The 26,398-nt window shown below is 47.3% G+C and carries 18 protein-coding genes; 11 read left to right on the plus strand and 7 right to left on the minus strand.

The window, feature by feature from the left end:
- The first annotated feature begins 67 nt into the window (after positions 1–67).
- From htpG to KDN34_RS06285, 5 genes are all read left to right on the plus strand, one after another.
- On the plus strand, positions 68–1,981 hold the full coding sequence (htpG, locus tag KDN34_RS06265; protein ID WP_212596040.1) for a molecular chaperone HtpG: 1,914 nt from the start codon (positions 68–70) through the stop codon (positions 1,979–1,981).
- A 104-nt stretch (positions 1,982–2,085) separates the two neighbouring features.
- Positions 2,086–2,931 (plus strand): co-chaperone YbbN, encoded by an 846-nt coding sequence (locus KDN34_RS06270; RefSeq protein WP_212596041.1) that lies wholly within the window; start codon positions 2,086–2,088, stop codon positions 2,929–2,931.
- Between the two features lie 174 nt (positions 2,932–3,105).
- A complete protein-coding gene (gene adk, locus KDN34_RS06275) occupies positions 3,106–3,750 on the plus strand; it encodes an adenylate kinase (RefSeq protein WP_212596042.1) in 645 nt (214 codons plus the stop codon).
- A 111-nt stretch (positions 3,751–3,861) separates the two neighbouring features.
- Positions 3,862–4,857: a ferrochelatase gene (gene hemH, locus KDN34_RS06280; protein WP_212596043.1), complete on the plus strand. Its 996-nt coding sequence runs from the start codon at positions 3,862–3,864 to the stop codon at positions 4,855–4,857.
- Positions 4,858–4,963: 106 nt separating this feature from the next.
- A complete protein-coding gene (locus KDN34_RS06285) occupies positions 4,964–6,268 on the plus strand; it encodes an inosine/guanosine kinase (RefSeq protein ID WP_212596044.1) in 1,305 nt (434 codons plus the stop codon).
- Between the two features lie 50 nt (positions 6,269–6,318).
- Here the strand turns inward: KDN34_RS06285 and KDN34_RS06290 are convergent, their stop codons facing one another.
- Positions 6,319–7,623, minus strand: a complete 1,305-nt coding sequence (locus tag KDN34_RS06290) for a dicarboxylate/amino acid:cation symporter (protein WP_212596045.1) — start codon at positions 7,621–7,623, stop codon at positions 6,319–6,321.
- A 930-nt stretch (positions 7,624–8,553) separates the two neighbouring features.
- Between KDN34_RS06290 and KDN34_RS06295 the strand changes: the two genes are divergently transcribed.
- Complete coding sequence (locus tag KDN34_RS06295) at positions 8,554–11,010, plus strand: Ig-like domain-containing protein (RefSeq protein ID WP_212596544.1); 2,457 nt, start codon at positions 8,554–8,556, stop codon at positions 11,008–11,010.
- A 61-nt stretch (positions 11,011–11,071) separates the two neighbouring features.
- On the opposite strand, the gene astB is transcribed toward KDN34_RS06295, so the two are convergent.
- Positions 11,072–12,406 (minus strand): N-succinylarginine dihydrolase, encoded by a 1,335-nt coding sequence (astB, locus tag KDN34_RS06300; protein WP_212596046.1) that lies wholly within the window; start codon positions 12,404–12,406, stop codon positions 11,072–11,074.
- A 323-nt stretch (positions 12,407–12,729) separates the two neighbouring features.
- On the opposite strand from astB, the gene topA reads away from it, so the two are divergent.
- Positions 12,730–15,360: a type I DNA topoisomerase gene (topA, locus tag KDN34_RS06305; RefSeq protein WP_212596047.1), complete on the plus strand. Its 2,631-nt coding sequence runs from the start codon at positions 12,730–12,732 to the stop codon at positions 15,358–15,360.
- A 55-nt stretch (positions 15,361–15,415) separates the two neighbouring features.
- Here the strand turns inward: topA and KDN34_RS06310 are convergent, their stop codons facing one another.
- A complete protein-coding gene (locus tag KDN34_RS06310) occupies positions 15,416–16,192 on the minus strand; it encodes a hypothetical protein (RefSeq protein WP_212596048.1) in 777 nt (258 codons plus the stop codon).
- A 228-nt stretch (positions 16,193–16,420) separates the two neighbouring features.
- Between KDN34_RS06310 and cysB the strand changes: the two genes are divergently transcribed.
- A complete protein-coding gene (gene cysB / locus KDN34_RS06315; protein ID WP_212596049.1) occupies positions 16,421–17,395 on the plus strand; it encodes an HTH-type transcriptional regulator CysB in 975 nt (324 codons plus the stop codon).
- 59 nt (positions 17,396–17,454) lie between these two features.
- Here cysB and KDN34_RS06320 read toward each other — a convergent pair whose 3' ends face one another.
- Complete coding sequence (locus tag KDN34_RS06320) at positions 17,455–18,831, minus strand: L-serine ammonia-lyase (protein WP_212596050.1); 1,377 nt, start codon at positions 18,829–18,831, stop codon at positions 17,455–17,457.
- A 291-nt stretch (positions 18,832–19,122) separates the two neighbouring features.
- On the opposite strand from KDN34_RS06320, the gene nagZ reads away from it, so the two are divergent.
- The 3 genes from nagZ (at position 19,123) to KDN34_RS06335 (ending at position 21,181) form a co-directional block, all read left to right on the plus strand.
- Positions 19,123–20,130, plus strand: a complete 1,008-nt coding sequence (nagZ, locus tag KDN34_RS06325) for a beta-N-acetylhexosaminidase (protein WP_212596051.1) — start codon at positions 19,123–19,125, stop codon at positions 20,128–20,130.
- Between the two features lie 78 nt (positions 20,131–20,208).
- The gene (ycfP, locus tag KDN34_RS06330; RefSeq protein ID WP_212596052.1) at positions 20,209–20,751 is read left to right on the plus strand and encodes an alpha/beta hydrolase YcfP; all 543 of its coding nucleotides are present in this window, start codon (positions 20,209–20,211) and stop codon (positions 20,749–20,751) included.
- 157 nt (positions 20,752–20,908) lie between these two features.
- Positions 20,909–21,181: an acylphosphatase gene (locus KDN34_RS06335; protein ID WP_212596053.1), complete on the plus strand. Its 273-nt coding sequence runs from the start codon at positions 20,909–20,911 to the stop codon at positions 21,179–21,181.
- On the opposite strand, the gene KDN34_RS06340 is transcribed toward KDN34_RS06335, so the two are convergent.
- The 3 genes from KDN34_RS06340 to KDN34_RS06350 form a co-directional block, all read right to left on the minus strand.
- On the minus strand, positions 21,178–22,209 hold the full coding sequence (locus tag KDN34_RS06340; protein WP_212596054.1) for a peptidoglycan binding protein CsiV: 1,032 nt from the start codon (positions 22,207–22,209) through the stop codon (positions 21,178–21,180). The two genes, KDN34_RS06335 and KDN34_RS06340, sit on opposite strands and share 4 nt — an antisense overlap.
- On the minus strand, positions 22,209–25,673 hold the full coding sequence (mfd, locus tag KDN34_RS06345; protein ID WP_212596055.1) for a transcription-repair coupling factor: 3,465 nt from the start codon (positions 25,671–25,673) through the stop codon (positions 22,209–22,211). The genes KDN34_RS06340 and mfd overlap by 1 nt, the downstream gene beginning before the upstream one ends.
- Before the next feature lie 76 nt (positions 25,674–25,749).
- Entirely contained in the window at positions 25,750–26,322 is a 573-nt protein-coding gene (locus KDN34_RS06350) for a hypothetical protein (protein ID WP_212596056.1), read from the minus strand.
- Between the last annotated feature and the right edge of the window lie 76 nt (positions 26,323–26,398).

A 26,398-nucleotide genomic window follows, 5' to 3' on the forward strand; every position in this document is an offset into this window, starting at 1 on the left:
CACTTTAACTAACAGTCCAATTTGGTGTGTTTTAACCATTAGTTAGCGATAAACGAAGGAACTATTCATGTCACAACAAGAAACTCTTGGTTTTCAAGCTGAAGTGAAGCAGCTTTTGCATTTGATGATCCACTCTTTGTACTCCAACAAAGAGATTTTCTTGCGTGAACTGGTGTCAAATGCCGCCGATGCCGCTGATAAGCTGCGTTATCTGGCTCTGACAAATGATTCACTGTACGAAGGCGATGGTGAATTGCGAGTACGCATCACCACCGATAAAGACAAAGGCACAGTGACTATTGATGATAACGGTATTGGTATGACCCGTGAGGGTGTGATTGAACACCTCGGTACCATTGCCAAATCAGGCACTGCGGAATTTTTCAAAAATCTGTCTGGTGATGCGGCCAAAGATTCACAGCTCATCGGCCAGTTTGGTGTTGGCTTTTATTCTGCCTTTATCGTGGCAGATAAAGTGACTGTACGCACCCGTGCCGCAGGTGCTAAGCCGGAAGAGGCTGTGCTGTGGGAATCTAATGGCGAAGGTAGCTTTACCGTTGACAACATCGTTAAAGAAAACCGTGGCACTGAAATTACCCTCTATCTGCGTGAAGACGAGAAAGAATTTGCCGATGATTGGCGCCTGAAATCGATCATTACTAAGTATTCAGACCATATCTCCATTCCGGTAGAAATGTGGCAGGAAGGTACCCCAGAAAAAGAGGGGCCTGATGGTGAAAAAATTCCAGCGACTGAAGGTCACTGGCAGGTAATGAACAAAGCGACCGCATTGTGGAACCGTAACAAGGCGGATATCTCTGATGAAGAGTATCAAGAGTTCTACAAGCATATTTCTCATGATTTTAGCGATCCGCTGCTGTGGAGTCACAACCGGGTAGAAGGTAAACAGGAATACACCAGTCTGCTGTATATCCCATCCAAAGCGCCTTGGGATCTGTGGAATCGCGATTACAAACATGGTCTGAAGTTGTTCGTACAGCGCGTATTCATCATGGATGATGCAGAGCAGTTCATGCCATCTTACCTGCGTTTTGTGAAGGGCTTGATTGATTCCAATGATTTGCCACTGAACGTTTCCCGCGAAATATTGCAGGATAATAAAGTGACTCAGGCGCTGCGTAGTGCCTTAACCAAACGTGTACTGAGCATGCTGGAAAAATTGGCACAGGATGATGCCGAAAAATACCAGCAATTCTGGACCGAGTTTGGTCAGGTATTAAAAGAAGGTCCGGCAGAGGACTGGAGCAATAAAGAACGTATTGCCGGTCTGTTGCGCTTTGCTTCAACTCACAATGACAATGCGACTCAGAATGTATCACTGGATGCCTACATCGAACGCATGAAAGAAGGGCAAAAGAACATCTACTACATAGTTGCTGACAGCTATGAAGCAGCTGCTCACAGCCCGCATCTGGAACAGTTACGTAAGAAAGATGTGGAAGTATTGCTATTATCTGATCGTATTGATGAATGGTTAATTAGCCATCTCAACGAATACAAAGATAAGCAATTGCATTCTGTGACTCGCGGCGATCTGGACTTAGGCGATTTGGAAGATGCCGAAGAGAAAGCCGAAAAGGAAAAACTGGTCACCGAATCAGAAGGACTGGTGAAGCGGATCAAGGATGCGTTGGGGGATAAGGTCAGTGACGTGCGGATCACCACTCGTCTGACGGATACTCCCGCCTGCGTCGTTGTCGGCGAAGGTGAAATGTCGACTCAAATGATTAAGTTGATGCAGGCCGCAGGTCAACCGGTTCCAGAAGTGAAGCCGATCTTTGAGATTAATCCGGCACATCCATTGGTAAAACGCCTGGATGATGAGCAGGACGAAAGTCGTTTTGCAGACTGGAGTAATTTATTATTGCAACAGTCGCTGCTGTCAGAAAAAGGTAGCTTGTCAGATCCGTCCTCCTTTGTTGGATTGGTCAACAAAATGTTGCTAGATGGCCTGAAGTAGGCCGATAGAAAGGGGCCATTTGCGGCCCCTTCTTATTAATCCTGACGTGTAAAACGTAATTATTTAATGAATCATTACCTGCGGACCTGTTCCCGGGAATAACGATGGAAACCACTATGGAACTTACTCGCGACAATATTCAACAAGTGGTGGAGCTTTCCAAGCAGCAACTGGTGGCGCTGGTCTTCTGGGCCGAGCAGATGCCGGAAAGTACAGCGTTGCTGCAGACCATGGAGCAGCTCTGTGCGACTTTCCGGGGGCAACTGCAGTTGGCCTCTGTTAACTGTGAAACGCAGTTGGAGTTAGCTTCTTATTTCCAAATTCGTAGCTTGCCAACCACTTTGCTGCTAAGCCAAGGACAACCCGTAGATGGCTTTGCTGGCGTACAGAGTCGGGAACAGATCCTCGCTATTTTGCAAAAACATCTGCCTGCAGCCTGGGAATTGAAATTGAATGAGGCTAAGGCTCAGTTGCAAAAGGGGGATGCGAATGCAGCCTTGGCATTACTGAAAGACGCTTATGCAGAAGAGGACTCGGCTCTTGTGGCTTTGCCTTATGCTGAAGCATGCCTGCTAACGGGTGATTTGGCGACCGCTAAAACCCTGTTGGCGACCATTAAATTGGCGGATCAGGATGGTTATTATAACTCTTTAGTTTCACAGCTCGATCTTGCAGAAAAGGCGGCTGATACACCTGAAATTCGTGCGTTACAACAACAGTTAGATGCGCAGCCAGAGGATGTTGAGACATTGCAAAAGCTCGCAACAGCACTGCATCAGGCCCACCGCGATGAAGAAGCATTGGAATTGCTATTTACACCTTTGTCGCGCGATTTAACGTTGGGGAACGGTGCCGTTAAACAACAACTGCTCACCTTATTATCAGCCTTGGGGCAGGGTAATGCCCTCGCCAGTCAATATCGACGCAAGTTATACAGCTTATTGTATTAATCGATAATTACGGCAAATTCCTCCAATAACTCAATAAATTATTGATTGAATTTGCCAACTTTTTCTTACATTCCTACGGCGAAGGTCGAAACCAAAAACCTTCTCAACCGTGTGCATTTATGCGAAGATTCCCGCCCTGACAAGAATTACAGATGCGAACAGAGGAATCTTAATATGCGCATTATCCTATTGGGCGCCCCTGGTGCCGGTAAAGGTACCCAGGCTCAGTTCATCATGGAAAAATATGGTATTCCACAGATCTCTACCGGCGACATGTTGCGTGCTGCTGTTAAAGCTGGTACCCCGTTGGGACTGGAAGCCAAGAAGGTGATGGATGCTGGACAACTGGTATCTGACGATCTGATCATTGAACTGGTGAAAGAACGTATTGCTCAGGATGACTGTGCTAAAGGCTTTTTGCTGGATGGTTTCCCTCGTACCATTCCTCAGGCAGATGCGATGGTAAGTAACGGTATCAAAATCGATCATGTGATTGAAATTGATGTGCCAGATGAAGAGATTGTAAAACGTATGAGCGGCCGTCGCGTACATCCAGGTTCTGGTCGTGTTTACCATGTAGTCTTCAATCCACCTAAGGAATCAGGCAAAGACGATGTGACTGGCGAAGAGCTGATGATCCGTCCGGATGATGAAGAAGCCACCGTACGCAAACGTTTAGCAATCTATCATGAGCAGACTGAACCATTAGTGAGTTATTACAGTGCTATGGCCGCGAAAGGCGAAACCAAGTACAGTAAATTCGACGGAACTCAGAGCGTAGCCGCCGTCAGTGCTGCACTTGAAAAGGCTCTCGCATAAGCTATCGGTAAACCCGATTCTCATAATTGGAAAAAGTCCGCCATTGCGGACTTTTTTTATGTTTTCAGCGGTGTTACCTTGACGCCATGTTATTTCAATCGGAAATCTGCCGTGTCACACAGTCATCCGCCTTTTGGAGTTTTGCTGGTTAACTTAGGGACGCCTACCGCACCTACCAAAGAAGCCGTCCGCGCCTTTCTAAAACAGTTTCTGAGCGATCCGCGAGTTGTCGATCTGCCCGCCTGGAAATGGCAACCTATTCTGCAGGGCATTATTTTGAATATTCGCCCGGCAAAAGTAGCTAAACTCTATCAGTCTATCTGGTGGCAAGAGGGATCTCCTTTGATGGTGATCAGTAAACGTCAACAGCTAGCATTAACCAACCAGTTGGCTTCCCGACTCGGGGTGTCTGTTCCGGTTGCTTTGGGCATGAGTTACGGCAGTCCTTCGCTTGCTGATGGTCTGGACGAGCTACAACGTGCCGGCGTCGATAAAGTGTTGGTGCTGCCGTTATACCCTCAATATTCTTGCTCTACCGTTGCCAGCGTTTTTGACGGAGTGGCAGCCGCATTGAAACCTCGTCGAAATATTCCAGAACTGCGCTTCGTAAAAGATTATCACGATCGCAATGGATACATTGCCGCATTGGCAGATAGTATCCGCAATCACTGGCAACAGTATGGTAAGGCTGACAAACTGCTGTTTTCATTTCACGGGGTACCAGAGCGATACATTAATGAAGGCGATCCCTATAAAAGTCAGTGTCTGCAGACTGCCGCGCTGGTGGCCAAGCATTTGGCACTGTCAGCAGTTGAGTGGCAAGTATGTTTCCAGTCTCGATTTGGTAAGGAGCCTTGGCTGACACCCTATACGGACGAATTGCTTGCTAGCTTACCGGCTAATGGCGTTAAATCCGTGGATATTATCAGCCCGGCATTTGCGGCTGATTGTTTGGAGACGCTGGAAGAAATAGCGCAAGGTGGCAAAGAGACCTTTCTGCATGCCGGTGGTGAACAATATCGTTTTGTCTCCTGTCTTAACGACAGTGAGCAACATATGGCATTCCTGGCGGATTTAGTGGTTTCTCACACAGAAAATTGGCGATAACAGCGCTGGAGAGTCTCCAGTGATGTGGTAAAATTCAACGCAATTCAGCTGCCGCTAATACGCGGCAGTTTTATTTTGTTCTTCTCGCTGAAAACAGAGAGTTACCATGAAGTTTCCAGGACAACGAAAATCCAAACACTACTTCCCGGTTAAAAATCGCGATCCACTATTGGCCCAATTGACGACTCAACCATTGCCGGTTAACACCTGGATTTGTGGGATCGATCAGACGCTGGTGGATATTGAAGCGCAGATAGACGATCAGTTGCTGGCGGACTATGGTTTGCCCAAAGGAAACTCTACGTTAATTGATGATATTGCGGCGCAGCGTTTGTATCAGCAATTACAGCAACAACAGTTGATTACTGGAGAATTTGCTGGCGGGACTATCGGTAACACAGTACACAACTACTCTGTGTTGGCAGATGATCGCTCAGTGTTATTTGGCGTGATGAGCAAACAGATTGAAGTCGGAAGTTATGCCTATCGTTATCTGTGCCACACCTCGTCAAAAGTCGATTTAGATTATTTGCAGCCAGTTAATGGCCCTATTGGGCGCTGCTTTACACTGATATCTGCTGAAGGCGAAAGGACATTTGCCATCAGTAAAGGGGCTATGGATAAGCTCACGCCAGAACACATCAGTAAGCCATTAATACAGGGCGGAGCTGCACTGGTGTTAACAGCGTATCTGATGCGTGCAAATAAAGAAGACGGTATCGGCGAGGCAGCAATGCAGGCAATTGCATATGCTAAGGCTGCAGATGTCCCAGTAGTCCTGACGCTTGGCACCCGCTTTTTGATAGAGGAAGATCCGCAGTTCTGGCAAGATTTTATCCGTGAACATATAACGGTACTGGCGATGAACGAGGACGAAGGTGCTGCGTTGACCGGCTTTGACGATCCGCTGTTGGCTTCGGAAAAAGCACTGGAGTGGTGTGATATGGTGTTGACTACTGCTGGTGCTACTGGATTATATACAGCGGGCTATGCAGACGAAGCTGAAAAACGCGAAACTGCTCATTTGTTGCTCCCAGGCAGTATTCCCGAATTTAACCGGTATGAATTTTCCCGTCCCAAACGTAAACGTGATTGCGATAATCCGATTAAGGTTTTCGCTCATATTTCTCCTTACATGGGCGGACCGGATAAGATCCTCAACACTAATGGTGCTGGAGATGGCGCACTTGCCGCGCTGTTGCATGATTTGGCAGCGAATTATTATCACAAAGCGCGGGTTCCTGGATCTATCAAACATAAGCGTGGCGGACTGTGTTACTCCTCTTTTTCGCAGATATGCAAATATGCTAATCGTGTGGCTTATGAAGTCCTTGCGCAGAATAGTCCTCGCTTATCCAGAGGATTACCGGAAAGGGAAGATAGTCTGGAAGAAGCTTACTGGGAACGGTAACTGTGATAATGAAAAAAGGCGCCTTAGGCGCCTTTTTTCAACCTAGCTGACTACTCAGCTTCAGTTTTGGGGACGAAATTACGCAGCTTTCCTGCTTCAGGATCATGATATATCTCTGAATCAAAAGCTTTTTCACTCTTAGCAACAATCAATGTGGCGACACTGTCACCGGTAATGTTTACTGCGGTGCGCACCATATCCAATAGACGGTCTACCCCCAGAATTAGTGCAATACCTTCAACTGGAAGTCCAACCTGTTTTAACACCATTGCCAGCATTACCAGACCAACACCCGGCACCCCAGCGGTTCCGATCGATGCTAACGTTGCGGTAACGACAACTGAAAAATAGTCTTGGATAGAAAGATGGATACCATAGACTTGCGCGATAAATACAGTCGCAACCCCTTGCATGATGGCGGTGCCATCCATATTGACTGTGGCACCGAGTGGCAGCGTAAAAGATGCTACGCGGTTATCGACGCCTAGTCGGTGTTCTGCTGTTTCCATATTGACGGGTAGGGTGGCATTTGAACTGGCTGTACTGAAGGCAAACAGCTGGGCATCACGCATCTTGCGGATAAAAATCAGTGGATTTAGGCCTGTGAACAGTTTCAGTAGCATTGGATACACTACAAATCCGTGGAACAGCAATACACCGATAACGACGCCAAAGTACTTAACGACATCGCCAAAGGTTTCAAGCCCCAGTGTTAGTGCCAACTTACCCATCAAAGCAAATACGCCCAAAGGCGCCAGATACATTACCAGCGTCACAACGCGCATGATAACTTCATTGAGATCTTCAAATACTGCCGCTACCCGACGGCCTTTGTCTCCTACATGTGACACGGCAAAGCCAAAAATCACTGCGAAGATAATGATCTGTAACATGTTGCCGTCAGTCATCGCTTTTATAGGGTTTGTGGGTACGATGCTGATAATCACCTGGGCTAAGCTTGGCGCTTCTTTGGCATCATAGGCCAAATTCGCCGTGGAAAGCGTATTGCTGCCTGGATGGATAATGACGGCGATAAAGATCGCCACAACTAAAGCAACCGCAGTAGTGAACAGATAAAATGCTAGGGTCTTACCGCCCAGACGACCTAATTTTGAAGGTTCGCTGAGCGAACTGGTACCACATACCAGTGAGATAAAGACCAAGGGTACAACCAGCATCTTCAGACAGTTAATAAAAATCGTTCCAATAACATTAAGTACACCATCTGTGATGTATTCCTTGACAAACTGACTGTCAGGAAACGCATTGCGCAGAATTAGACCTACGACAACACCGAGCACCATGGCAATTAAGATTTTGCCGGTTAGCCCTATCTTCCTCTTCATAAACGCCATAATTATTCCTGTAAATTTATAGATTTTATTCTTGGCGCCCTAAGCCTATCAAGAAAGCGCAATTCAGGGAATATTGGACCATAGATATTGAAAGTAAATACATGTCCATGAAATGATAAAAATGAAATCATTGTGTGAATATAATGTTTATTTTAAGCTGTAACGCATATAAAAATATTTAAGTTCAAATATATGACAAGGAGGCTGACAATGAAGTCAGCGGTTAAGTTTTTTTGGGCGTTAATTTTAGGTTTTATGGTAAGTGGCTGTGGCGGGGGCGGCAGTGCACTTTCCGATTCCACTGGTGGTAGTACTACCCCGCCAACCGGAACAACTTCAGTTACGTTAAGCATCTCAAACAGCAATATAGCCGCAGACACACCAGCGACATTAACGGCTACTGTCAAAAATTCACTGACAGGAGCAATTGCTGGTGAATTGGTGACATTTACGCTAAATGATAGTGCGCTTGGGACATTTGTTCCGGCTATTGGTACCGCACTGACTGATGCTAACGGTGTTGCTACAGTGACCTTGGCCTCTGCTGATGTTGCAGGTGCCGGTACAGTTACGGCGTCGATTGCCTCTGGTGCCACCGCCACAGTAGGCTTCACTATGGCCGGTGATGGCGCTGGTGGTGGTGAAACCACTACCATTGCTTTGGCAATTTCAAATGCCAATATCTCGGCAGCGACACCTGCCACATTGAGTGCGACAGTCACCAACAGTGCTACGGGAGTGGTTGCCGGGCAATTAGTGACCTTTAAGCTGAGTGATAGTACGCTTGGGAGCTTTACTCCGGCGACTGGTACAGCACTGACAGATGCTAACGGTGTTGCGACAGTGACCTTGGCCACTGCTGATATTGCCGGCGCGGGTATTGTGACCGCATCAGTCGCCTCCGGAGCATCAGCTTCTGTCGGTTTCACTATGGCCGGTGATGGCGCTGGTGGTGGTGAAACCACTACCATTGCTTTGGCAATTTCAAATGCCAATATCTCGGCAGCGACACCTGCCACATTGAGTGCGACAGTCACCAACAGTGCTACGGGAGTGGTTGCCGGGCAATTGGTGACCTTTAAGTTAAGCAACAGCTCTCTTGGTGTATTTGTCCCTGCTATCGGTACTGCACTGACTGATACTAACGGTGTAGCTACGGTGACATTGGCAACTTCAGATGTCGCAGGTGCGGGTACAGTTACAGCGTCGATCGCCTCCGGGGAGTCAGCTACAGTGGGCTTCACTATGGCTGGTGATGGAGGTGCTAGTGGTGGAAGCGCACAGGTTACTTTAGCGCTGACAGATGAGGCTGGAAATCCAATTGATACGATTAACTCGACAACGCCAGGTGTACTTACCGCAAAAGTTACCGGTATTTCACAGACTGTAATTGTCACTTTTTCCGTGTCAAAGGGAGATCTGCCGATCTCTACTGCGATAACCAATAGTGAAGGGGTCGCAAGTGTCCGGCTCTATGCAGGAAGTGAACTTGGTGCTGGGACGGCAACTGCATCGTTGGTAACCGGCGAGTCAGTTCAAAAGATATTTGCAATAGGCGCCACAAATGTTGTTATGGGAAGTGGGACTCCATTCGTGTCAGGCCAAGCTTTGGTGAGTGCATCAACGCTTTCTGCGGGAGGGACAGCTACAATTTCCGTCGAATTAAAAGATGGGAACGGTAATCCTTTTACTGAGCCAGTGGACGTTAATTTTGCATCTACATGTTCAAATAAATCAGTACCTGAGGCAGAAATTAGCTCACCAATTACAGCTATAAATGGGCAAGCAAGCAGCACTTATCTTGCTCAAGGATGTGTCGGGCCTGATGCGATAACTGTCACAGCTGACGTAGGCGGTCAAAGTCTTTCTGCCACTGGTACCATTACCGTGTTGTCTGCTGATGCTGGAAGTATTGTTTTTATAGACGCTTCTCCAGAACAAATTAGTATTAAAGGAACCGGAGGTGATGAGTCTTCAACATTAAGGTTTAAGGTTTTAGATACTAATGGAAATCCAGTCGCTAATAAGGATGTTGATTTCTCCTTAAATACAACAGTTGGAGGGCTAACATTAGACCCTTATCTAGCCACGACTAATAGTCAAGGGATTGCCCAAACGGTAGTTAATGCAGGAACTGTGGCAACGTCTGTTCGAGTTACTGCGAGTGTTAACGGCTCAAGTCCATTGATTTCTAGTCAGTCAAATGTACTCGTTGTTACTACAGGTAAGCCTGATCAGGATAGCTTCTCTTTATCCGCATCAACTTATAACGTTGAAGGTTGGAATTATGATGGTGTTCAGGTCACTGTAACTGCACGTTTAGCTGATGCGTTCAACAACCCTGTGCCCAATGGTACTGCTGTAGTCTTTACTGCCGAAGGTGGTTCTATTGAGGGGTCATGTCAGACGACTGATGGGGTTTGTTCTGTTCTATGGACAAGCCAGTTACCGCGTCCTGTTGGCGTTGATAACAATGGACCATTACTCGACGCTTCTGGGAATCAAATAGCTGATCCCCAATCTGCTGAGGTTGAGTTAACCAATTTCAAAGGAGATAAGTATCTAGGCAACTATTATGGTCAGCCTTTTGGTGGTCGAGTGACTATTACTGCAACGGCAATAGGGGAAGAGTCATTTCCTGATTTAAACAGTAATAACATCATGGACACTGATACTGAGTTCAGTCGTTTTGTTGGTGATGGAACGGATTGTGGTCGTGATAACAGTGGTGATTGTTATGATTTGCCAGAGGCCTTTGTCGATCACAACGAAGATGGTATTTACACTCCAGCATATGATAAAGGTGGCTCTACAGACACCTCGGGGGATCATGAAACCTATACCGATTTTGTTGATGCCAATAATCCAACTGGTCTGAATGAGTACAATTTTGCTGATGGTGAATACAATGGGGTATTGTGTGACGATAGTGCAGCATCTACCGTGCTGTGTAGCGCCTCTAAATCTGTAAATGTCCGTCGGTCGTTGGTATTGATAATGTCGGGAAGTGAGGCATATGCTACTCAGGAGTCCAATATTCTGATTGATGACGATGATGGGTTGGTGGCTGATGGTGTAGTAAATATTACTGAAGGTGGCTCTGCAAGGGTGTATTTCACTATCTCCGATGTTAATAATCAGCAGATGCCAGCAGGAACTGAAGTCGATATTTCTGCCAATGGGGCTACCATAACCAGTTCTAGTAAATATGTATGGCCAAACTCAAATTATAACGGCGGAAGAAGTTTTTCTGTGAGTTTGAAAGGTGGTGCTGCAGGAGCAGGAAATTTACTGGTAACCGTAACAACGCCTGGACCATCGGGAAATGGAAGCGATACCGTAACGGAAGTTGTTAATTTGCCAATAGTTGTTGTACAGGCTCCTTAATAACGTCTAGTTATAGAACTGCCCGGTAATTATCGGGCAGTTCTTTTTACAAATAGAACTATCACTGTTGAAAAAGATAAATACTGCCCAGTTTCATCAACTGAGTCAGCTCATCTAATGCCGTTCTGGATTCGATTAATAGTTGTGGATCAGCCAAATCGGTAACTTCCAGTCGATCACGGTAATGACGATCTACCCAGCGATTCAATTTTTCAAACAACTCATCAGTTAACAATACATGCTGATTGAGTGCGGCTATCTCTGTGTCATTCATGGCAACCCGAAGCCGCAAACATGCCGGCCCTCCACCATTGTGCATGCTTTGCTTTACGTCAAAGAAATGGATTTGTTTGATAGGGGTATCCATCGTCAGTAATTGGTCTAAATAGGCTTTTACACGAGGGTTCTCTTCACAGTCTGTCGGTGCAATCAATGCCATTTCACCACTAGCGAGTGTGATGATTTGGGTATTAAAAAGGTAGGTTTTTACAGCGTCGGTGACACTTACCTGATGATTGGGCACTTCTACCAGATGTAAAGGCCCTTGCAACTTGCCGCGCAGTTCCGCCAACTTCTTCTTGCCATCCCAGAACGCCTGTTCGTGGTAAAACAGCATATTCTGGTTGCCGACAGCAATCACATCGTTGTGAAATACCCCTTGATCAATAACCGCAGGATTCTGCTGAATAAACACGGTACTGTCATTATCTAACTGGTGCAATCTGGCAATTGCCTCGGACGCTTCCAATGTTTGGCGAGCAGGATATTTCTGGGGTTTAGGTAAATGGGCATTGGTTGCAGACTGACCATAGACAAATATTTCAACACCAGCCTGATCATAAGCCTGACAAAGACGGGTATGGTTGGCGGCACCTTCATCGCCTAAGCTCGGGTGTGAAGGTAATGGCTGATGATGTACGAAGTAACGGTTATCATCGAAAATCGCTTTAAGAAGTTTGCCGGTTGTTGCGGGTTCTATTGCGCGATGGAATTTGTCCACGAGACTTGCCGGGGTGAAATGAATTTTACCGTCACAAGTATCAGCACTTGGAGACACGGTTGCGGCATTGGCCGTCCACATACTTGATGCACTGGCACATGCTTGGAGTAATGCCGGGGCCTGTTTAGCAGCTTTTTGCAAAACAGCAGCATCGGTACCAGAAAAGCCTAATCGCCTCAGCGTGTGCACATCTGGGCGCTCCTGCGGTGCTAAGATACCTTGTACCAGCCCCATATCCGCCAATGCCTTTGCTTTTTTTAAGCCTTGTTTCGCTGCGGCTCGGGGATTCGAGGCTTGTGCCGCGTGACTCTGCGATGCGACATTACCAAATGATAATCCAGCATAGTTATGAGTCGGGCCGACAAGCCCGTCGAAATTCGCTTCGAACTGTTTCATGGCGTTTCCTGTTGCTGTGATGCAGGGCGTGATCGTCAATATTTAATGCCAGTATACTGATGCCCCGTCAGCTAACAACCTATGAAAAAGTAACGAATAAAGGCTTTTTTGTCACAATTGCATAACTATTACTTGCCAGTAGCTTGAATATGAAATATTAGTTTTTAATAACGCAAAATTATTTATAAAAATAATTTTTCCTTTGCTTAAAAAGTGAGTTGCCGTCGCATTAAAAGCAGCGTTCGACTTGCAAGTCGATAGACAACCCTCTATATATGGGGGCAATTTTTACCTTTCAGAGATCTTTTGGCGCTAATCACACTATGGGAAAATCGCTAGTTATTGTCGAATCGCCGGCTAAAGCCAAGACTATTAACAAATATCTTGGAAAAGAATACATCGTTAAGTCGAGCGTAGGTCATATCCGGGACCTGCCGACTTCCTCTTCTGCCGAGCCGAATGGCAAGACTAAGTCCGTTGCCGATGTCCGAAAAATGACGCCGGAAGAAAAGGTCGCATATAAGCAGGCAAAAGAGCATTCCGCATTGGTTTCCCGTATGGGGGTCGACCCTGAACACGGCTGGAAAGCAAATTATCAGATCTTGCCGGGCAAGGAAAAGGTCGTTAAAGAGCTGAAATCGCTGGCGGAAGACGCTGATAAAGTCTATCTCGCAACCGACTTGGACCGTGAAGGGGAGGCTATCGCCTGGCATTTGCAGCAAGTGATTGGTGGTGATAGCAGTCGTTATCGCCGTGTCGTGTTTAACGAGATTACCAAAAGCGCGATTCAAGATGCATTCAGTCATCCTGGTGAGCTGAATAACAACATGGTTAATGCTCAGCAGGCGCGGCGTTTCCTCGATCGTGTCGTCGGCTTTATGGTATCGCCGCTGCTGTGGAAAAAGGTGGCGCGAGGTTTGTCTGCTGGACGGGTGCAGTCTGTGGCTGTGCGTTTGGTGGTTGAACGTGAAGCAGAAATTAAAGCCTTCGTGCCCGAAGAATTTTGGGATGTGAATGCTGATGTCACTACTCTTGCAGCAGAGCCGCTGACGCTTGAAGTTGTAAAAAAGGCAAATCAGGAATTTTCACCACGCAATGAAGCCGAAGCTATGGCCGCGGTTAAGCTGCTGGAAAATGCCGCTTACAAAGTTACTGGCAGAGAAGTTAAGGCGACTCAAAGTAAGGCAAGTGCGCCATTTATTACTTCAACGTTGCAGCAGGCTGCCAGTACCCGTTTAGGCTTCGGTGTGAAAAAGACCATGATGCTGGCACAGCGTCTCTATGAAGCCGGTTACATCACTTACATGCGTACAGACTCCACCAACCTTAGTCAGGAAGCGCTGGACAGCGTACGTAGCATGATTGCCAAAGAGTTCGGTGAGCAATACTTACCTGCCGCGCCCAATCATTATGGTAATAAAGAAGGTGCCCAGGAAGCCCATGAAGCGATTCGTCCGTCAGACGTGAAAGTTCACGCTGCGACGTTGTCTGATATGGAACGCGATGCTCAGCGCTTGTATGAGTTAATCTGGCGCCAGTTTGTTTCCTGCCAGATGACCCCTGCTCAGTATGATGCTACGCGTTTAACCGTTACCGCTGGAGACTTTGAGCTAAGAGCGACTGGTCGCACACTGAAATTTGATGGTTGGACGCGTGTACAGCCGGCATTGAAGAAGAAGAACGAGGAAGAAGTCACACTCCCTTACGTTGCGGAGGGTGACATGTTGTCTCTGCAAACGCTGAATCCTAAGCAACACTTTACTAAGCCTCCAGCGCGATACAGTGAAGCTTCTTTGGTGAAAGAGCTCGAAAAACGTGGTATCGGTCGGCCTTCAACCTACGCAACAATTATCTCCACCATTCAGGACCGTGGCTACGTGCGCGTAGAGAATCGCCGTTTTTACGCTGAGAAAATGGGTGAAATCGTCAGTAAGCGCCTGCTAGAAAACTTCTCTGATCTGATGAGCTATGACTTTACCGCCGAGATGGAACAAACATTGGATAATGTGGCGCAAGGGCAGCTCGAATGGAAAAAGGTACTCGATAACTTCTATAAAGAATTCAGTCATACCCTAGAGAAAGCGGAATTACCGGCAGAAGAGGGCGGTATGCGCCCTAATCAGATGATACTGACGGATATCAAATGCCCTACCTGTGGTCGGCCAATGGGCATCCGTACTGGATCTACTGGCGTATTTTTAGGGTGTTCAGGATACGAGTTACCGCCTAAAGAACGATGCAAAACCACGCTGAACCTTACACCTGGTGAAGAAGCTATTACCGATGGTGAAGATGCGGAAACTGATGCGTTACGAGCTAAGCACCGTTGTGGGTTGTGTGGCACAGCGATGGACAGTTATCTCTTGGATGAAACGCGTAAGCTGCACGTCTGTGGTAATAATCCAAGTTGTCCTGGTTATGAGGTCGAAACCGGTCACTTTAAGATTAAAGGTTATGAAGGTCCGGTGATTGAATGTGACCGTTGTGGTTCCAACATGGAGCTGAAAAACGGTCGTTTCGGTAAATATTTCGGCTGCGTTAACCCTGAGTGTAAAAATACTCGTAAGCTACTGAAGAATGGTGAAGTCGCACCGCCAAAAGAAGATCCTATCCATCTTCCGGAACTGAAATGCAGCAAATCTGATGCGTATTTTGTGCTACGCGATGGTGCTGCTGGGTTATTTCTGGCGGCCAGTACTTTCCCTAAATCACGTGAGACCCGTGCGCCGCTAGTGGCTGAATTAGTGAAATATCGTGAATTATTGTGGCCGAAATACCTATATCTCGCTGATGCCCCGGTAAAAGATGACGATGGGCATCCTACGTTGGTGAAATTTAGTCGTAAAACCAAAGAGCAGTACGTGGCTAGTGAAGTCAATGGTAAAGCGACTGGGTGGTCAGCACATTATGTGGATGGAAAGTGGCAGGTTCTCAACACTAAGAAGAAAAGTTAATTAACTTCTCTGCATGAAAGAGTAAAACGCCCTGCATTGCAGGGCGTTTGTGTATTTACCATTTTTTCTTGGGTTGAAACAGTAAATCGATGTCGTCTTCGTCTTTTGCTTTTGGCGCACTGGGCTGAGCCAATTTTAACGCACTGTTAATTTCTTCTAACAACAGCTTAGCTTCTTCCACTTTTTTGGTGATAAAGGGATCTGTCGGGGTTTGTGCTTTGATGGTATTTAAGGTTCCCAGCGCTTTGGTCACCATCTGTCTTGAGGAGCCATATTGTTTCAGATAGCAAGCACTGCGAGCGCGCGACAGCATACTTTCCACGTTAATTCGTAATTGCAGGCTATTGATCCGGTTTTCTTCATTGGCAAAGACATTGGGATCCATTTTGCCTTTGTTGTGTTCATCGCGAATGATAGCTTTCAGCTTCTTAAGGGTTTGCACTAATACTAAGATTTGCCGGTCATTATCAGGCAAACGAAAGTTCTCAATAGAAGGTTGTTGCGATGGTGCTTTCTGCATGCTTTCAATCATGCCATTGAGATCTAACACCCGACGTTCATAATCTGCTTTCTGAGAGGTGTTGCAGAGCATCTTAGCTTGCTGCGCCGCTTCTTTGATGCGCTTGTATAACACTAGATTAGTATGACTGGTACAGGGAAACATGCCGGTATTGGCCAACACCTCTTCCGTTTCCTCAAGAATGGCACGCTGACGAGCCAATTCAGTTCGTCTTAACGCCTCTGCACGCTGCTTTTGTTGCTGCAGGGTATTAATCCCGATCACTAACAACAGCAAAGCACCGATTAGCACCAGTACCAGGGTAAATGCCATAGTTGTTCCGATAATTTTATAATTTTGGTAATGCTACATTAAATCAACAAACTAGCCTAGCTATCATAGACTAGCTTGATGAGTGAGATCGCAGATCTCCGACAGGAAATTCATTATATTCCTATTTGATTTAGTTATTCCGTTGTACTATAACGTTTGATTATAGTCTGGCGATCTCCGCTTATCATTCTGTCACTGCGCGGTACAGAAATTCAAGGATTTATCAACATGAAGCTGCAGCAATTGCGCTATATTGCCGAAGTCGTTAACCATAACCTGAATGTCTCTGCTACCGCTGAAAATCTGTACACATCGCAACCGGGGATCAGTAAACAGGTACGGATGCTGGAAGATGAACTTGGTATCCAGATTTTTGGCCGCAGCGGCAAACATTTAACACATGTCACTCCTGCGGGTGAACAGGTGATCCGCATCGCCAATGATATTCTTGGCAAAGTAGAAAGTATTAAGAAAGTTGCCGAAGAATACACCAAGCCAGATCAGGGCGATTTAACGCTGGCGACGACAGATACACAGGCGCGCTATGCACTGCCGAAAATCATTCAGCAATTCATCGCCCGATATCCCAAAGTTAATTTACATATGCATCAAGGTAGTCCAGCACAGATCAGTGAGTCTGCCGCCCACGGTATCGCCGATTTTGCGATTGCAACCGAAGCCATGCATCTTTATACAGATCTGATTATGTTACCTTGCTACCACTGGAATCGTTCAGTGGTCGTGTTAAAAGATCACCCGTTGGCATCACGTAGTCATATCACCATTGAAGAATTGGCCCGTTTTCCTTTAGTGACTTATGTCTTTGGTTTCGATAAGGCATCAGAGATTGAGAAGGGCTTTAAACGAGCCGGCATCGAGCCCAGAGTGGTGTTTAGTGCCACGAGTGCCGATGTGCTGAAAACCTACGTCAGACTTGGATTAGGTGTCGGCATTATCGCCTCAATGGCGGTAGATCCGATTATTGACAGTGATCTGGTCGCAATTGATGCCAGTCACTTGTTTGCTCACAGTACGACTAAGATCGGTTTCCGCAAAGGGAATTTTCTTAGAAGTTATATGTATGACTTTATAAGGCATTTTGCGCCACATTTGACACGCGATGTGGTTGAAAAAGCAGAAGCACTAAAAGATGCACAACTCATTGAAGAGATGTTCGCAGATGTTGATTTACCGGTGCGTTAACTCTTGGCTCTAATACAAAAGCCCGGAAATTCCGGGCTTTTGTATATAATGTTGTGGTATCAGCATTCGACAATATTCACCGCGAGTCCTCCCTTCGCGGTTTCTTTGTACTTACTGCGCATATCTTTGCCGGTATCCATCATGGTTTTAATCACTTTATCCAGTGATACCTTGTGATTGCCATCGCCACGTAATGCCAAGCGAGAGGCGTTGATCGCTTTTACGGCGCCCATCGCATTGCGCTCTATACAAGGAACTTGCACCAAGCCTCCCACGGGATCACAAGTCAAGCCCAGATTATGCTCCATACCGATTTCGGCAGCGTTTTCGACATGTTCAACAGTCCCGCCCATGATCTCTGTCAGCGCCGCTGCCGCCATGGAACAAGCAACACCGACTTCGCCTTGGCATCCCACTTCAGCGCCAGAGATTGATGCATTCTTTTTATATAAGATGCCAATTGCCGCAGCTGTCAGCAAAAAGCGGGCGCAGTTATCTTCGTCTAATGGCTCCACAAAGGTATCGTAGTAGCTCATGACCGCCGGAATAATACCGGCAGCCCCATTGGTAGGGGCAGTTACAACACGTTCACCAGCGGCATTCTGCTCATTAACTGCCATCGCAAACAAGTCGACCCAGTCCATGGCATTCAGTGGATCGATAGTATTTTTACTTTCCGCTTTAAGACGACGGTATAAGGCTGGCGCCCTACGTCGTAGTTTGAGACCTCCCGGCAGTATTCCTTCCTTACGGCAACCTTTATCGACGCATTGCTTCATGGTTTGCCAGATATGCCAAAGTTTCGCGGTGACTTCACGCTCAGGCAGTATGGTCATTTCATTGGCATACATCAGCGATGAAATACTCAGGCCATTATCAACACATAAACTGACTAGTTGACTAGCAGTATTAAAATCATAAGGAACTGGAGGTAACGGGGTCGCAGGCGAGGCATTCTGTTGCTGGATTTCCTCTTCATTCAAGATAAATCCACCGCCAACAGAATAATAAGTCCGTTGAGTGATACATTCACCGTTCCGCCAGGCAGATAAAGTCATGGCATTGGCATGGGCTGGAAGTGTCTTACGGCGATGATAGGTGATACCGTTTTCCAGCGTGAATTTAACGATTTGGCCGCTTGCGAGCGTTAACGACTCACAGTCGTGTACTTGTTGCAATACTGCTTCGACCTTGTCGGTATCGACAGTTTCCGGATCTTCGCCCATTAATCCCAGAATGACCGCCTTTCCTGTACCATGACCTTTCCCTGTTTGTCCTAATGAACCGAACAGCTCGGCGCGTAGTTCATCAACTTGCGGTAACAGCTCTTCTTGTAACAGACGTTCAATGAACAATTTGCCGGCTTTCATAGGCCCAACAGTATGGGAGCTGGAGGGGCCGATGCCGATTTTGAACATGTCGAATACGCTGATCATGAAATATAAACCCTGATAGTGCTCGATATCGTTGTGCTTCCTGGAGCGCAAAACTCGCTCCCAGTGAAATTTACCGGTAATCTTAGCGGTAATTTGCTGACCGGATATTGAATTAAGTATCCCACATTTTGTGATAGGTAATGCATTAGATATTTTAATCTATATCTGCTCGCATTAGTCAGACTAACATTGTGGCTTGCTGCGCTATTAGTCAGTATAAATATAGTGTGCGCGAATATCTTGGTGAGACTGAATCATCGGCAGTAGTATCAATTTCTATAAGGAAAATGCATGAGTTATTTAATGCTGGATATCGCAGGAATCGCTTTACGGAACGATGAAGCAGAAGTATTGCAGCACCCAGCAGTTGGTGGCGTTATCTTGTTTAGCCGCAATTACAGTAATCGTTCACAATTGATTGAGTTGGTGCAATCGATACGGCAAATAAGGCCGGAGTTGGTCATCGCTGTTGACCACGAAGGGGGACGTGTTCAACGGTTTCGAGAGGGTTTTAGCCAGATACCCGCGATGGGGAGTATTTTGCCTGCTGCTGAAAGTATCGAACAAGCGATGAATTGGTCGCGTGAGTTGGGCTTCCTAATGGCGGTAGAGTTACTCGCTTGTGATATTGATTTAAGCTTTGCTCCTGTATTGGATCTGGATGGTATCAGTGAAGTTATCGGTAAACGTAGTTTTGCTGCCGAACCGGCGCATGTGGTTACATTAGCTCGTCGCTTTATCGAAGGCATGCATGATGCCGGAATGGCGGCAGTCGGCAAGCATTTCCCGGGGCACGGTAGTGTGGCCGCTGATACTCATCATGCGCAGGCTGTTGATGACCGTTCGTTGGCAGATATAAAGGCAAATGATATGGTGCCGTTTAAGGCCCTGATTACTGAGAGAACGCTGCAAGGGATTATGCCGGCGCATGTGATCTATCCGCAGGCAGATAGTCAGCCCGCTGGCTTTTCAACCTTTTGGCTGCAACAGGTATTACGGGGCGAGCTAGGCTTTAATGGTGTTATTTTTTCAGATGATTTGGGAATGAAAGGTGCCGCATTCGCAGGTGATTACCGTCAGCGAGCACAAGCGGCAATCGACGCTGGATGCGACATCGTGCTGGTGTGTAATGAACCCGAAGGGGCCAGAACATTGCTGCATGATTTTTTGTGGCCAAAGTCGCCTGCGGGATTATTGGCGTCATTAAAGCCTGATAGTACCAGATTGATGAAAGCACTGGAGAATGACACTCGCTGGCAGCAGGCGGTGACACTTGCGTCAGAGCTTCTTCCCAGTTAATTTGACTTGGCACAAGATCTTTTGTGCGCAGGTTGGTTAGTTTGGAGAGAGAAACCGTCAGCTAAGGAAATCGTGACGATGATTTTATATCTGCATGGCTTTGATGCCACCAGTCCTGGCAATTATGAAAAAGTCAGACAATTGCAGTTTATTGACGATGATGTGCGATTGTTGAGTTATAGCACGCTATACCCTAAACATGATATGCAGCACCTGCTCAATGAAGTTTGCAAACAGCTGAAACTGACCAACGATAAACAACCCTTGTTGGTGGGGGTAGGTTTGGGGGGCTTTTGGGCTGAACGTATTGGTTTTCTGGCGGGGATCAAAACGGTGTTAGTTAATCCCAATCTCTGGCCGGAAGAAAATATGCCCGGGAAAATTGACCGTCCCGAAGAATATGTCGATATTGCGCAAAAATGCGTGAAGGAATTTCGACTCAAGAATCGTGGACGGGCACTGTGTCTTCTTTCGGTCAACGATGAAATACTCGACAGTCAACGAAGTGAAACGTTACTGAGTCAATATTATGAGGTTATCTGGGATCGTCAGCAGCCTCATAAATTTCCATCATTATCCAGTCATATGGTATCGATTAAGGCCTTCAAAAAGCAGCTTTAATTGATGCTGATGATGGTAAAAACAATTTAGGTTGTCGTACCAAGGCAACTGCAGGTGGACGTATGGCCTGATGTAATGGACATCACCTTTTTATTTTTGCTTTTTCGCGTTCGTAGTGCTTGATTTATAAGAGCAATGACAAAGGGGAGCGGGTAGCATGAAAAGGGTGATGATCACCATTAGGGGCAAAGTGCAGGGCGTTGGATTTCGATATTCAGCGTTGCAGAAGGCCAATGCGCTTGGGGTTACCGGCTATGTCAGCAACATGGATGATGGCAGTGTACAGATCCTGGCGCAAGGTGCTTTCCCTGCTGTCGATCAGCTAATTGCCTGGTGTGAGACGGGACCAGCAAATGCCAAAGTGGACAACGTATTTGTAGAAGAAGACGAGGCAGATGAAATCTACCTCGACTTTTCTATTACCGTTTAATTTTGTAGCGGCTGGATATTCTTGGCGGATGGCGTAGTTGTCTCAGCCGCCGGTGGCGTCTGCGGTTGATCATCTTCAATCTCCTGAGACTCCGGTTCCTGTTGCGGCTCAGCTCCATCTGGTTGCTGCATACGTCTTACCTGCAGAATCATGCCCATTGCCGGATGGTCAAAATAGTGAATTTCCGTGCTACGGATCCTGCGGTTTTGTTCCATTGGCATGCTGTAAAGGTAAGGGATGACAGTTGCAGGCTGCCCCTCCAATGAAATGCTTTTTTGCCCAGGTTGACGCAAGTTAAAGCGGGTTTCTACGTATAGATAGTGATTCAGGTAGATATTCAACAGCCCATCAAATTTCCATACTGGCGCGGGCTTTTCCTGTGGCATCAACTCGTTAATTCCACCAAAACTGCTTTGGGTGACAGCTTGCTGGCTGATCGGTAGTCCATTAGCTTGGAAACGCTCAGAAAAATCTTGCCCGGCAAACAAGTGCAAGGGCTGAGCCTGACGCCGTGGCTTCATTTCTTGTTTCCAAGTCATATGCAACAGCGATTGTACGCCCGCTTGGCGTTGGAGTTTAGCAATCATGTCCCCAAATTGTGCCTGGTCTGCGCCTTCCAGCACTGCGGTCTGTAAATCTGCGGTCTGAACATTCTTTGGTAATACATTGACGGGCATAATTTTCGGCATTACCAAGGTGGTAGCACTTTCCAGCCCATGGCACGGTTGTTGTGGCTGAGTATTAGTACCATCGCTGTTACTTACACTACCAACGGTATTCCAGCTGTTTTTGCCACAATCACCTAATGCCATGCTGACGCCGGTAATATCACTGGCAACTTGTGGCGTAAGCAAATCCACTGCATTAGTGGTTTTTAAGTCCAGTGGAGTGTCAGGCCAATGTTCATCACTGTGGGATTGGCGTTCAAAAACATAGATTTCCACTTCGTACCATGGATACTGTGCCGCCTGAACAATGGGACTCAGAGCCATTGTTGTCAGCGCTGCCAGCAGAAATTTTGCAAACACTATTTATCTCCCAGAGTGTGTTGTGCTAACTGTGCTAATAGCAACGTAGCCAGATCTAATCGCTGCTTACTACTCTCAGTTGCCATCGTGAACTTTAACTTATTCGGACCATCCATTCGATAGATTTGTGGTTGAGATTGGAGAAGCCCAATAATGAAACCAGGATCGATCCGATGATCTTCACGAAATTCGAGACTGCCGCCGCGACTGTGCATCTCCAGCTTTTTAATTCCCAAACCGGTGGCCTGGTGTTTCAGTAGCGTCATTTGCATGAGATTGCGGGTGGCTTCTGGCAACAAACCAAAGCGGTCGATGAGTTCTACTTTTAGCTCATCTAATGCGGTTTCACTGCGGCAATTAGCAATGCGTTTGTACAGCGACAGGCGAATATTCACATCGCCGACATAATCTTCCGGTAACAGCGCCGGGATCCGCAGTTCCAATTCGCTCTGTTCATTAAGCATTTGTGCCAGCGATGGTTCTTTACCTTGTTTGAGCGCATTCACGGCTGATTCCAGCATGTCCATATACAGGCTGAAGCCAATTTTTGAGATATGGCCACTCTGTTCTTCACCGAGTAGTTCACCTGCACCGCGAATTTCCAGATCTTGTGTTGCTAACATAAAACCTGCGCCCAGATCTTCGAGTGCATCAATCGCTTCAAGGCGTTTTCTGGCATCGGTCGTCATGCGTTTGGGATGCGGTGTCATCAGGTAGGCGTAGGCCTGATGATGTGAACGGCCAACACGACCGCGGAGCTGGTGCAATTGCGCCAGTCCAAACATATCGGCGCGTTCGATAATTATGGTGTTGGCACTTGGAACGTCGATACCGGTTTCAATAATAGTGGTACAGACCAAGACGTTATAACGACGGTGATAAAAGTCCGACATCACGCGTTCCAGATCGCGTTCACGCATTTGCCCGTGGGCCACAACGACCTGAGCCTGTGGCACCAGTTCCCGAATATCTTCGGCGGCTTTTTCGATAGTCTCCACATTGTTATGCAGAAAATACACCTGCCCACCACGGAGAATTTCACGTTGAATCGCTTCGCGTACAGTATTTTTATCGTATTCGCGGACAAAGGTTTTTACCGCCAGTCGTTTGGCCGGCGGGGTAGCGATAATCGACAAGTCACGCATCCCTGACATCGCCATATTCAGCGTCCGCGGAATAGGGGTTGCGGTGAGCGTCAGAATATCCACATTTGCTCTTAAGGCCTTAATCTTCTCTTTCTGACGTACGCCAAATCGATGTTCTTCATCGATGACCAATAAGCCAAGGTCTTCAAAGCGTACTTCAGAATTCAGCAGTTTATGGGTTCCGATGACGATATCGACCTTGCCATCGGCAAGTGCGTCAATCACCTGTTGTTGCTCTTTCGCTGTGCGGAAGCGTGACATCACTTCGATGCGCACCGGCCAGTCGGCAAATCTGTCCTTAAAGTTTTCATAGTGCTGTTGCGCCAGTAGCGTAGTTGGTACTAACACCACCACTTGTTTACCTGCATTAACTGCGACAAATGCTGCGCGCATGGCAACTTCCGTTTTACCAAAACCCACATCGCCACACACCAGACGATCCATCGCAACCGGCGATTGCATGTCCAGCAACACGGCATCAATGGCGGTTTCCTGATCTACTGTTTCTTCAAACGGAAAACTTTGGGCAAACAGCGCGTAATCCTGTTGATCCAGTTTGGCTGCCACGCCGGGGCGGGACTGGCGACGGGCATAGATGTCGAGCAGTTCTGCCGCAACATCTCGGATCCGCTCAATCGCCTTCTTACGGGCTTTGTCCCAGGTGTCATTACCCAGTTTGTTGAGTCCCGGTTCCTGATCCGGCCCGACAGTATAGCGGCTGATAAGATGCAGTGACGACACCGGCACATAGAGTTTGTCACCACCGGCATACTCCAACTTGAGATATTCAGCCACCATGCCGCCAGCATCAAGGGTTTCCAATCCTTGATACAAGGCTACACCATGTTCAAGATGCACAATTGGTTGACCGACTTTCAGTTCCGCCAAATCGCGAATAAGCGCGTCCTGACTGATCTGTCGCTGTTTATCGCGGCGTCGCTGCTGTGAAATACGCATACCGAACAGTTCGGTTTCACAGATGATGCTCAACCGGGGATCCTGCAACTGACAACCGACCGACAGTGGCGATACAATCAGGCCGATACTGCTATCACTCTGCAAAAACTCACGGATACCGCCGAACAACAGCGGCTTGAGATCGATTTTGGCTAATAATTCCAGCAGTGCTTCGCGGCGACCTTCAGATTCGGCACTAAATAAGATTTTGTCATGTTGTGCGGTAAACTCTGCCAGCGCAGCGAGCGGCTGTTTCTGTTTATGATTAACGCTCAGATCTGGAAGCTGATTAACGGCTGCATGCCACTGATGCTTATGGCTGTCCGGCAGGTCTACTTGAACACGCGGCAAGACTTTAAAACTGCCGAACAGTTGATCGGTCAGCAGATAAAGATCCTTGGGTGCCAGCAGTGGTCGCAATGGATCAACGCGGCGGTCTTCGTAGCGGTGTTGTACTTGGGTCAAATGGGCATCGGCAGCAGTTTGTAAATCACCAATAGTGATTAACTGCACGTCACTGCTCAGATAATCGAACAGGCTGGCTGTTTCATCGAAAAACAATGGCAGGTAGTTTTCAATACCTGCTGGCATCAAGTGACGGCTGACTTGCTGATAAACTGACTCAGGTTCTTTAACTACCACTTCAAAGTAACGCCGGTAGCGCAGACGAAAACCTTCAATCGCTGCATCGTCGGTTGGAAATTCGCGAGCTGGCAACATGCGGATCGCGTCAACCGGCTCCTGAGATAGCTGGGTGTCAGCATCAAAATAGCGGATAGACTCTACTTCATCATCAAAGAGTTCGATTCGCAGCGGCGCTGTCGAGCCCATCGGGAAAATATCCAGAATAGAACCGCGGATGGCGAATTCGCCATGTTCATAGACTTGACCAACTAAGTGGTAACCGGCATTCACCAAATGTTCACGCATCTGTTGTAGCGGATAGTGGTCGCCTTGTTTCAGCAACATCACATTGGCGCTGAGAAATGCCTTAGGCGGTAATCTCACCATCAGTGTGGTCACCGGGACGATCACTAATGCCTGTTTTGCGCTGGGCAGACGTGATAGCGTTTCCAGTCGCTGTGAGATCAGGTCCTGATGTGGTGAAAAACTGTCGTAAGGCAGGGTTTCCCGGTCTGGAAACAGCCACACTGGCACTTTATCCGCAAGCAAATAGCGCAGTTCAGCTTCGAGTGTCAGCGCCGTTGGTGTATCTGGTGTCACCAGTAGCGTGATGCCACCGTGCTGTTGCGCCAAAGAGGCTAACGTTAATGCTCGGGGCACACCTTCTGGCAAGCCAAGGTAGCGGATATCTCCCGCTTTGGTGGCACCCTGCGGTGCCAGAACAGAAAAAACGGTCATTGAAGCGGCAAAAAAAGGTTCATTCTGAAAGGATTGCGCACATTGTAGAGATTTGCGTCGGGGAGTACCAGTGCCGTCAGCGGCTCACTTTGCGGAGCTTCAGTTGTTTCTGCTGGATCACCAAGCTGGCCTTCACTAACTGTTCTACCTCAGCTTCAGTGATAACGCTATATTCCATATCCAACAGATATGACCCTGGACTATCGGGATCTTCGCGACTATCAGTGACTTTAGCCATGCATAAGACTGACAGGATCTCTTCGCGCACAAACAACAGTAATTTAACCAGACTACCACGCGGTAAGGTTATCTGGCTTTGCAGCCGCACGCCGCTGCCACCAAATTGTAGACCGATACAGTGTTCGCCATCCCGCGCTTCCTGTTCCAATAGGTGCTGGAGTACCAAATCGATCTTGCGTGATTGCAATTTCAGATATTCCACAATGGCTCGGCCATCGTCACCCATCTGCCGCAGGTGAATGAGGCAGTCACCTTCAAGCGCTTTGACTTCGCCCATCAACTGCATCCCTTTGGATTTCATAGCTTGCAGTTGTGCTTCATCTGGCAATGGCAGTTCTGCTGGCCATAACGAAATATAAGCGTCAAATGGGTGCGGCACACTGAAATAAGCACTGGATTCTGGAAACAAGGCAAAGTCTCTTGTATTTAACCGGTCAATCCACCTATTATCGTGCCCACTTCAATGATTTAGCAAGCTTGGCGCG

Origin of the sequence: Shewanella yunxiaonensis (genome assembly GCF_018223345.1) — a bacterium.
Taxonomy (GTDB): Bacteria; Pseudomonadota; Gammaproteobacteria; order Enterobacterales; family Shewanellaceae; genus Shewanella; species Shewanella yunxiaonensis.

Excerpts from the sequence above, each read along its gene's own strand:
- KDN34_RS06290 (WP_212596045.1), bottom strand. The coding sequence starts at position 7,623 with ATGGCGTTTATGAAGAGGAAGATAGGGCTAACCGGCAAAATCTTAATT.
- htpG (WP_212596040.1), top strand. The coding sequence starts at position 68 with ATGTCACAACAAGAAACTCTTGGTTTTCAAGCTGAAGTGAAGCAGCTT.
- nagZ (WP_212596051.1), top strand. The coding sequence starts at position 19,123 with ATGAGTTATTTAATGCTGGATATCGCAGGAATCGCTTTACGGAACGAT.
- cysB (WP_212596049.1), top strand. The coding sequence starts at position 16,421 with ATGAAGCTGCAGCAATTGCGCTATATTGCCGAAGTCGTTAACCATAAC.
- adk (WP_212596042.1), top strand. The coding sequence starts at position 3,106 with ATGCGCATTATCCTATTGGGCGCCCCTGGTGCCGGTAAAGGTACCCAG.
- ycfP (WP_212596052.1), top strand. The coding sequence starts at position 20,209 with ATGATTTTATATCTGCATGGCTTTGATGCCACCAGTCCTGGCAATTAT.
- KDN34_RS06335 (WP_212596053.1), top strand. The coding sequence starts at position 20,909 with ATGAAAAGGGTGATGATCACCATTAGGGGCAAAGTGCAGGGCGTTGGA.
- KDN34_RS06310 (WP_212596048.1), bottom strand. The coding sequence starts at position 16,192 with ATGGCATTTACCCTGGTACTGGTGCTAATCGGTGCTTTGCTGTTGTTA.
- mfd (WP_212596055.1), bottom strand. The coding sequence starts at position 25,673 with ATGACCGTTTTTTCTGTTCTGGCACCGCAGGGTGCCACCAAAGCGGGA.
- topA (WP_212596047.1), top strand. The coding sequence starts at position 12,730 with ATGGGAAAATCGCTAGTTATTGTCGAATCGCCGGCTAAAGCCAAGACT.
- astB (WP_212596046.1), bottom strand. The coding sequence starts at position 12,406 with ATGAAACAGTTCGAAGCGAATTTCGACGGGCTTGTCGGCCCGACTCAT.
- KDN34_RS06295 (WP_212596544.1), top strand. The coding sequence starts at position 8,554 with ATGGCCGGTGATGGCGCTGGTGGTGGTGAAACCACTACCATTGCTTTG.
- KDN34_RS06320 (WP_212596050.1), bottom strand. The coding sequence starts at position 18,831 with ATGATCAGCGTATTCGACATGTTCAAAATCGGCATCGGCCCCTCCAGC.
- KDN34_RS06285 (WP_212596044.1), top strand. The coding sequence starts at position 4,964 with ATGAAGTTTCCAGGACAACGAAAATCCAAACACTACTTCCCGGTTAAA.
- KDN34_RS06270 (WP_212596041.1), top strand. The coding sequence starts at position 2,086 with ATGGAAACCACTATGGAACTTACTCGCGACAATATTCAACAAGTGGTG.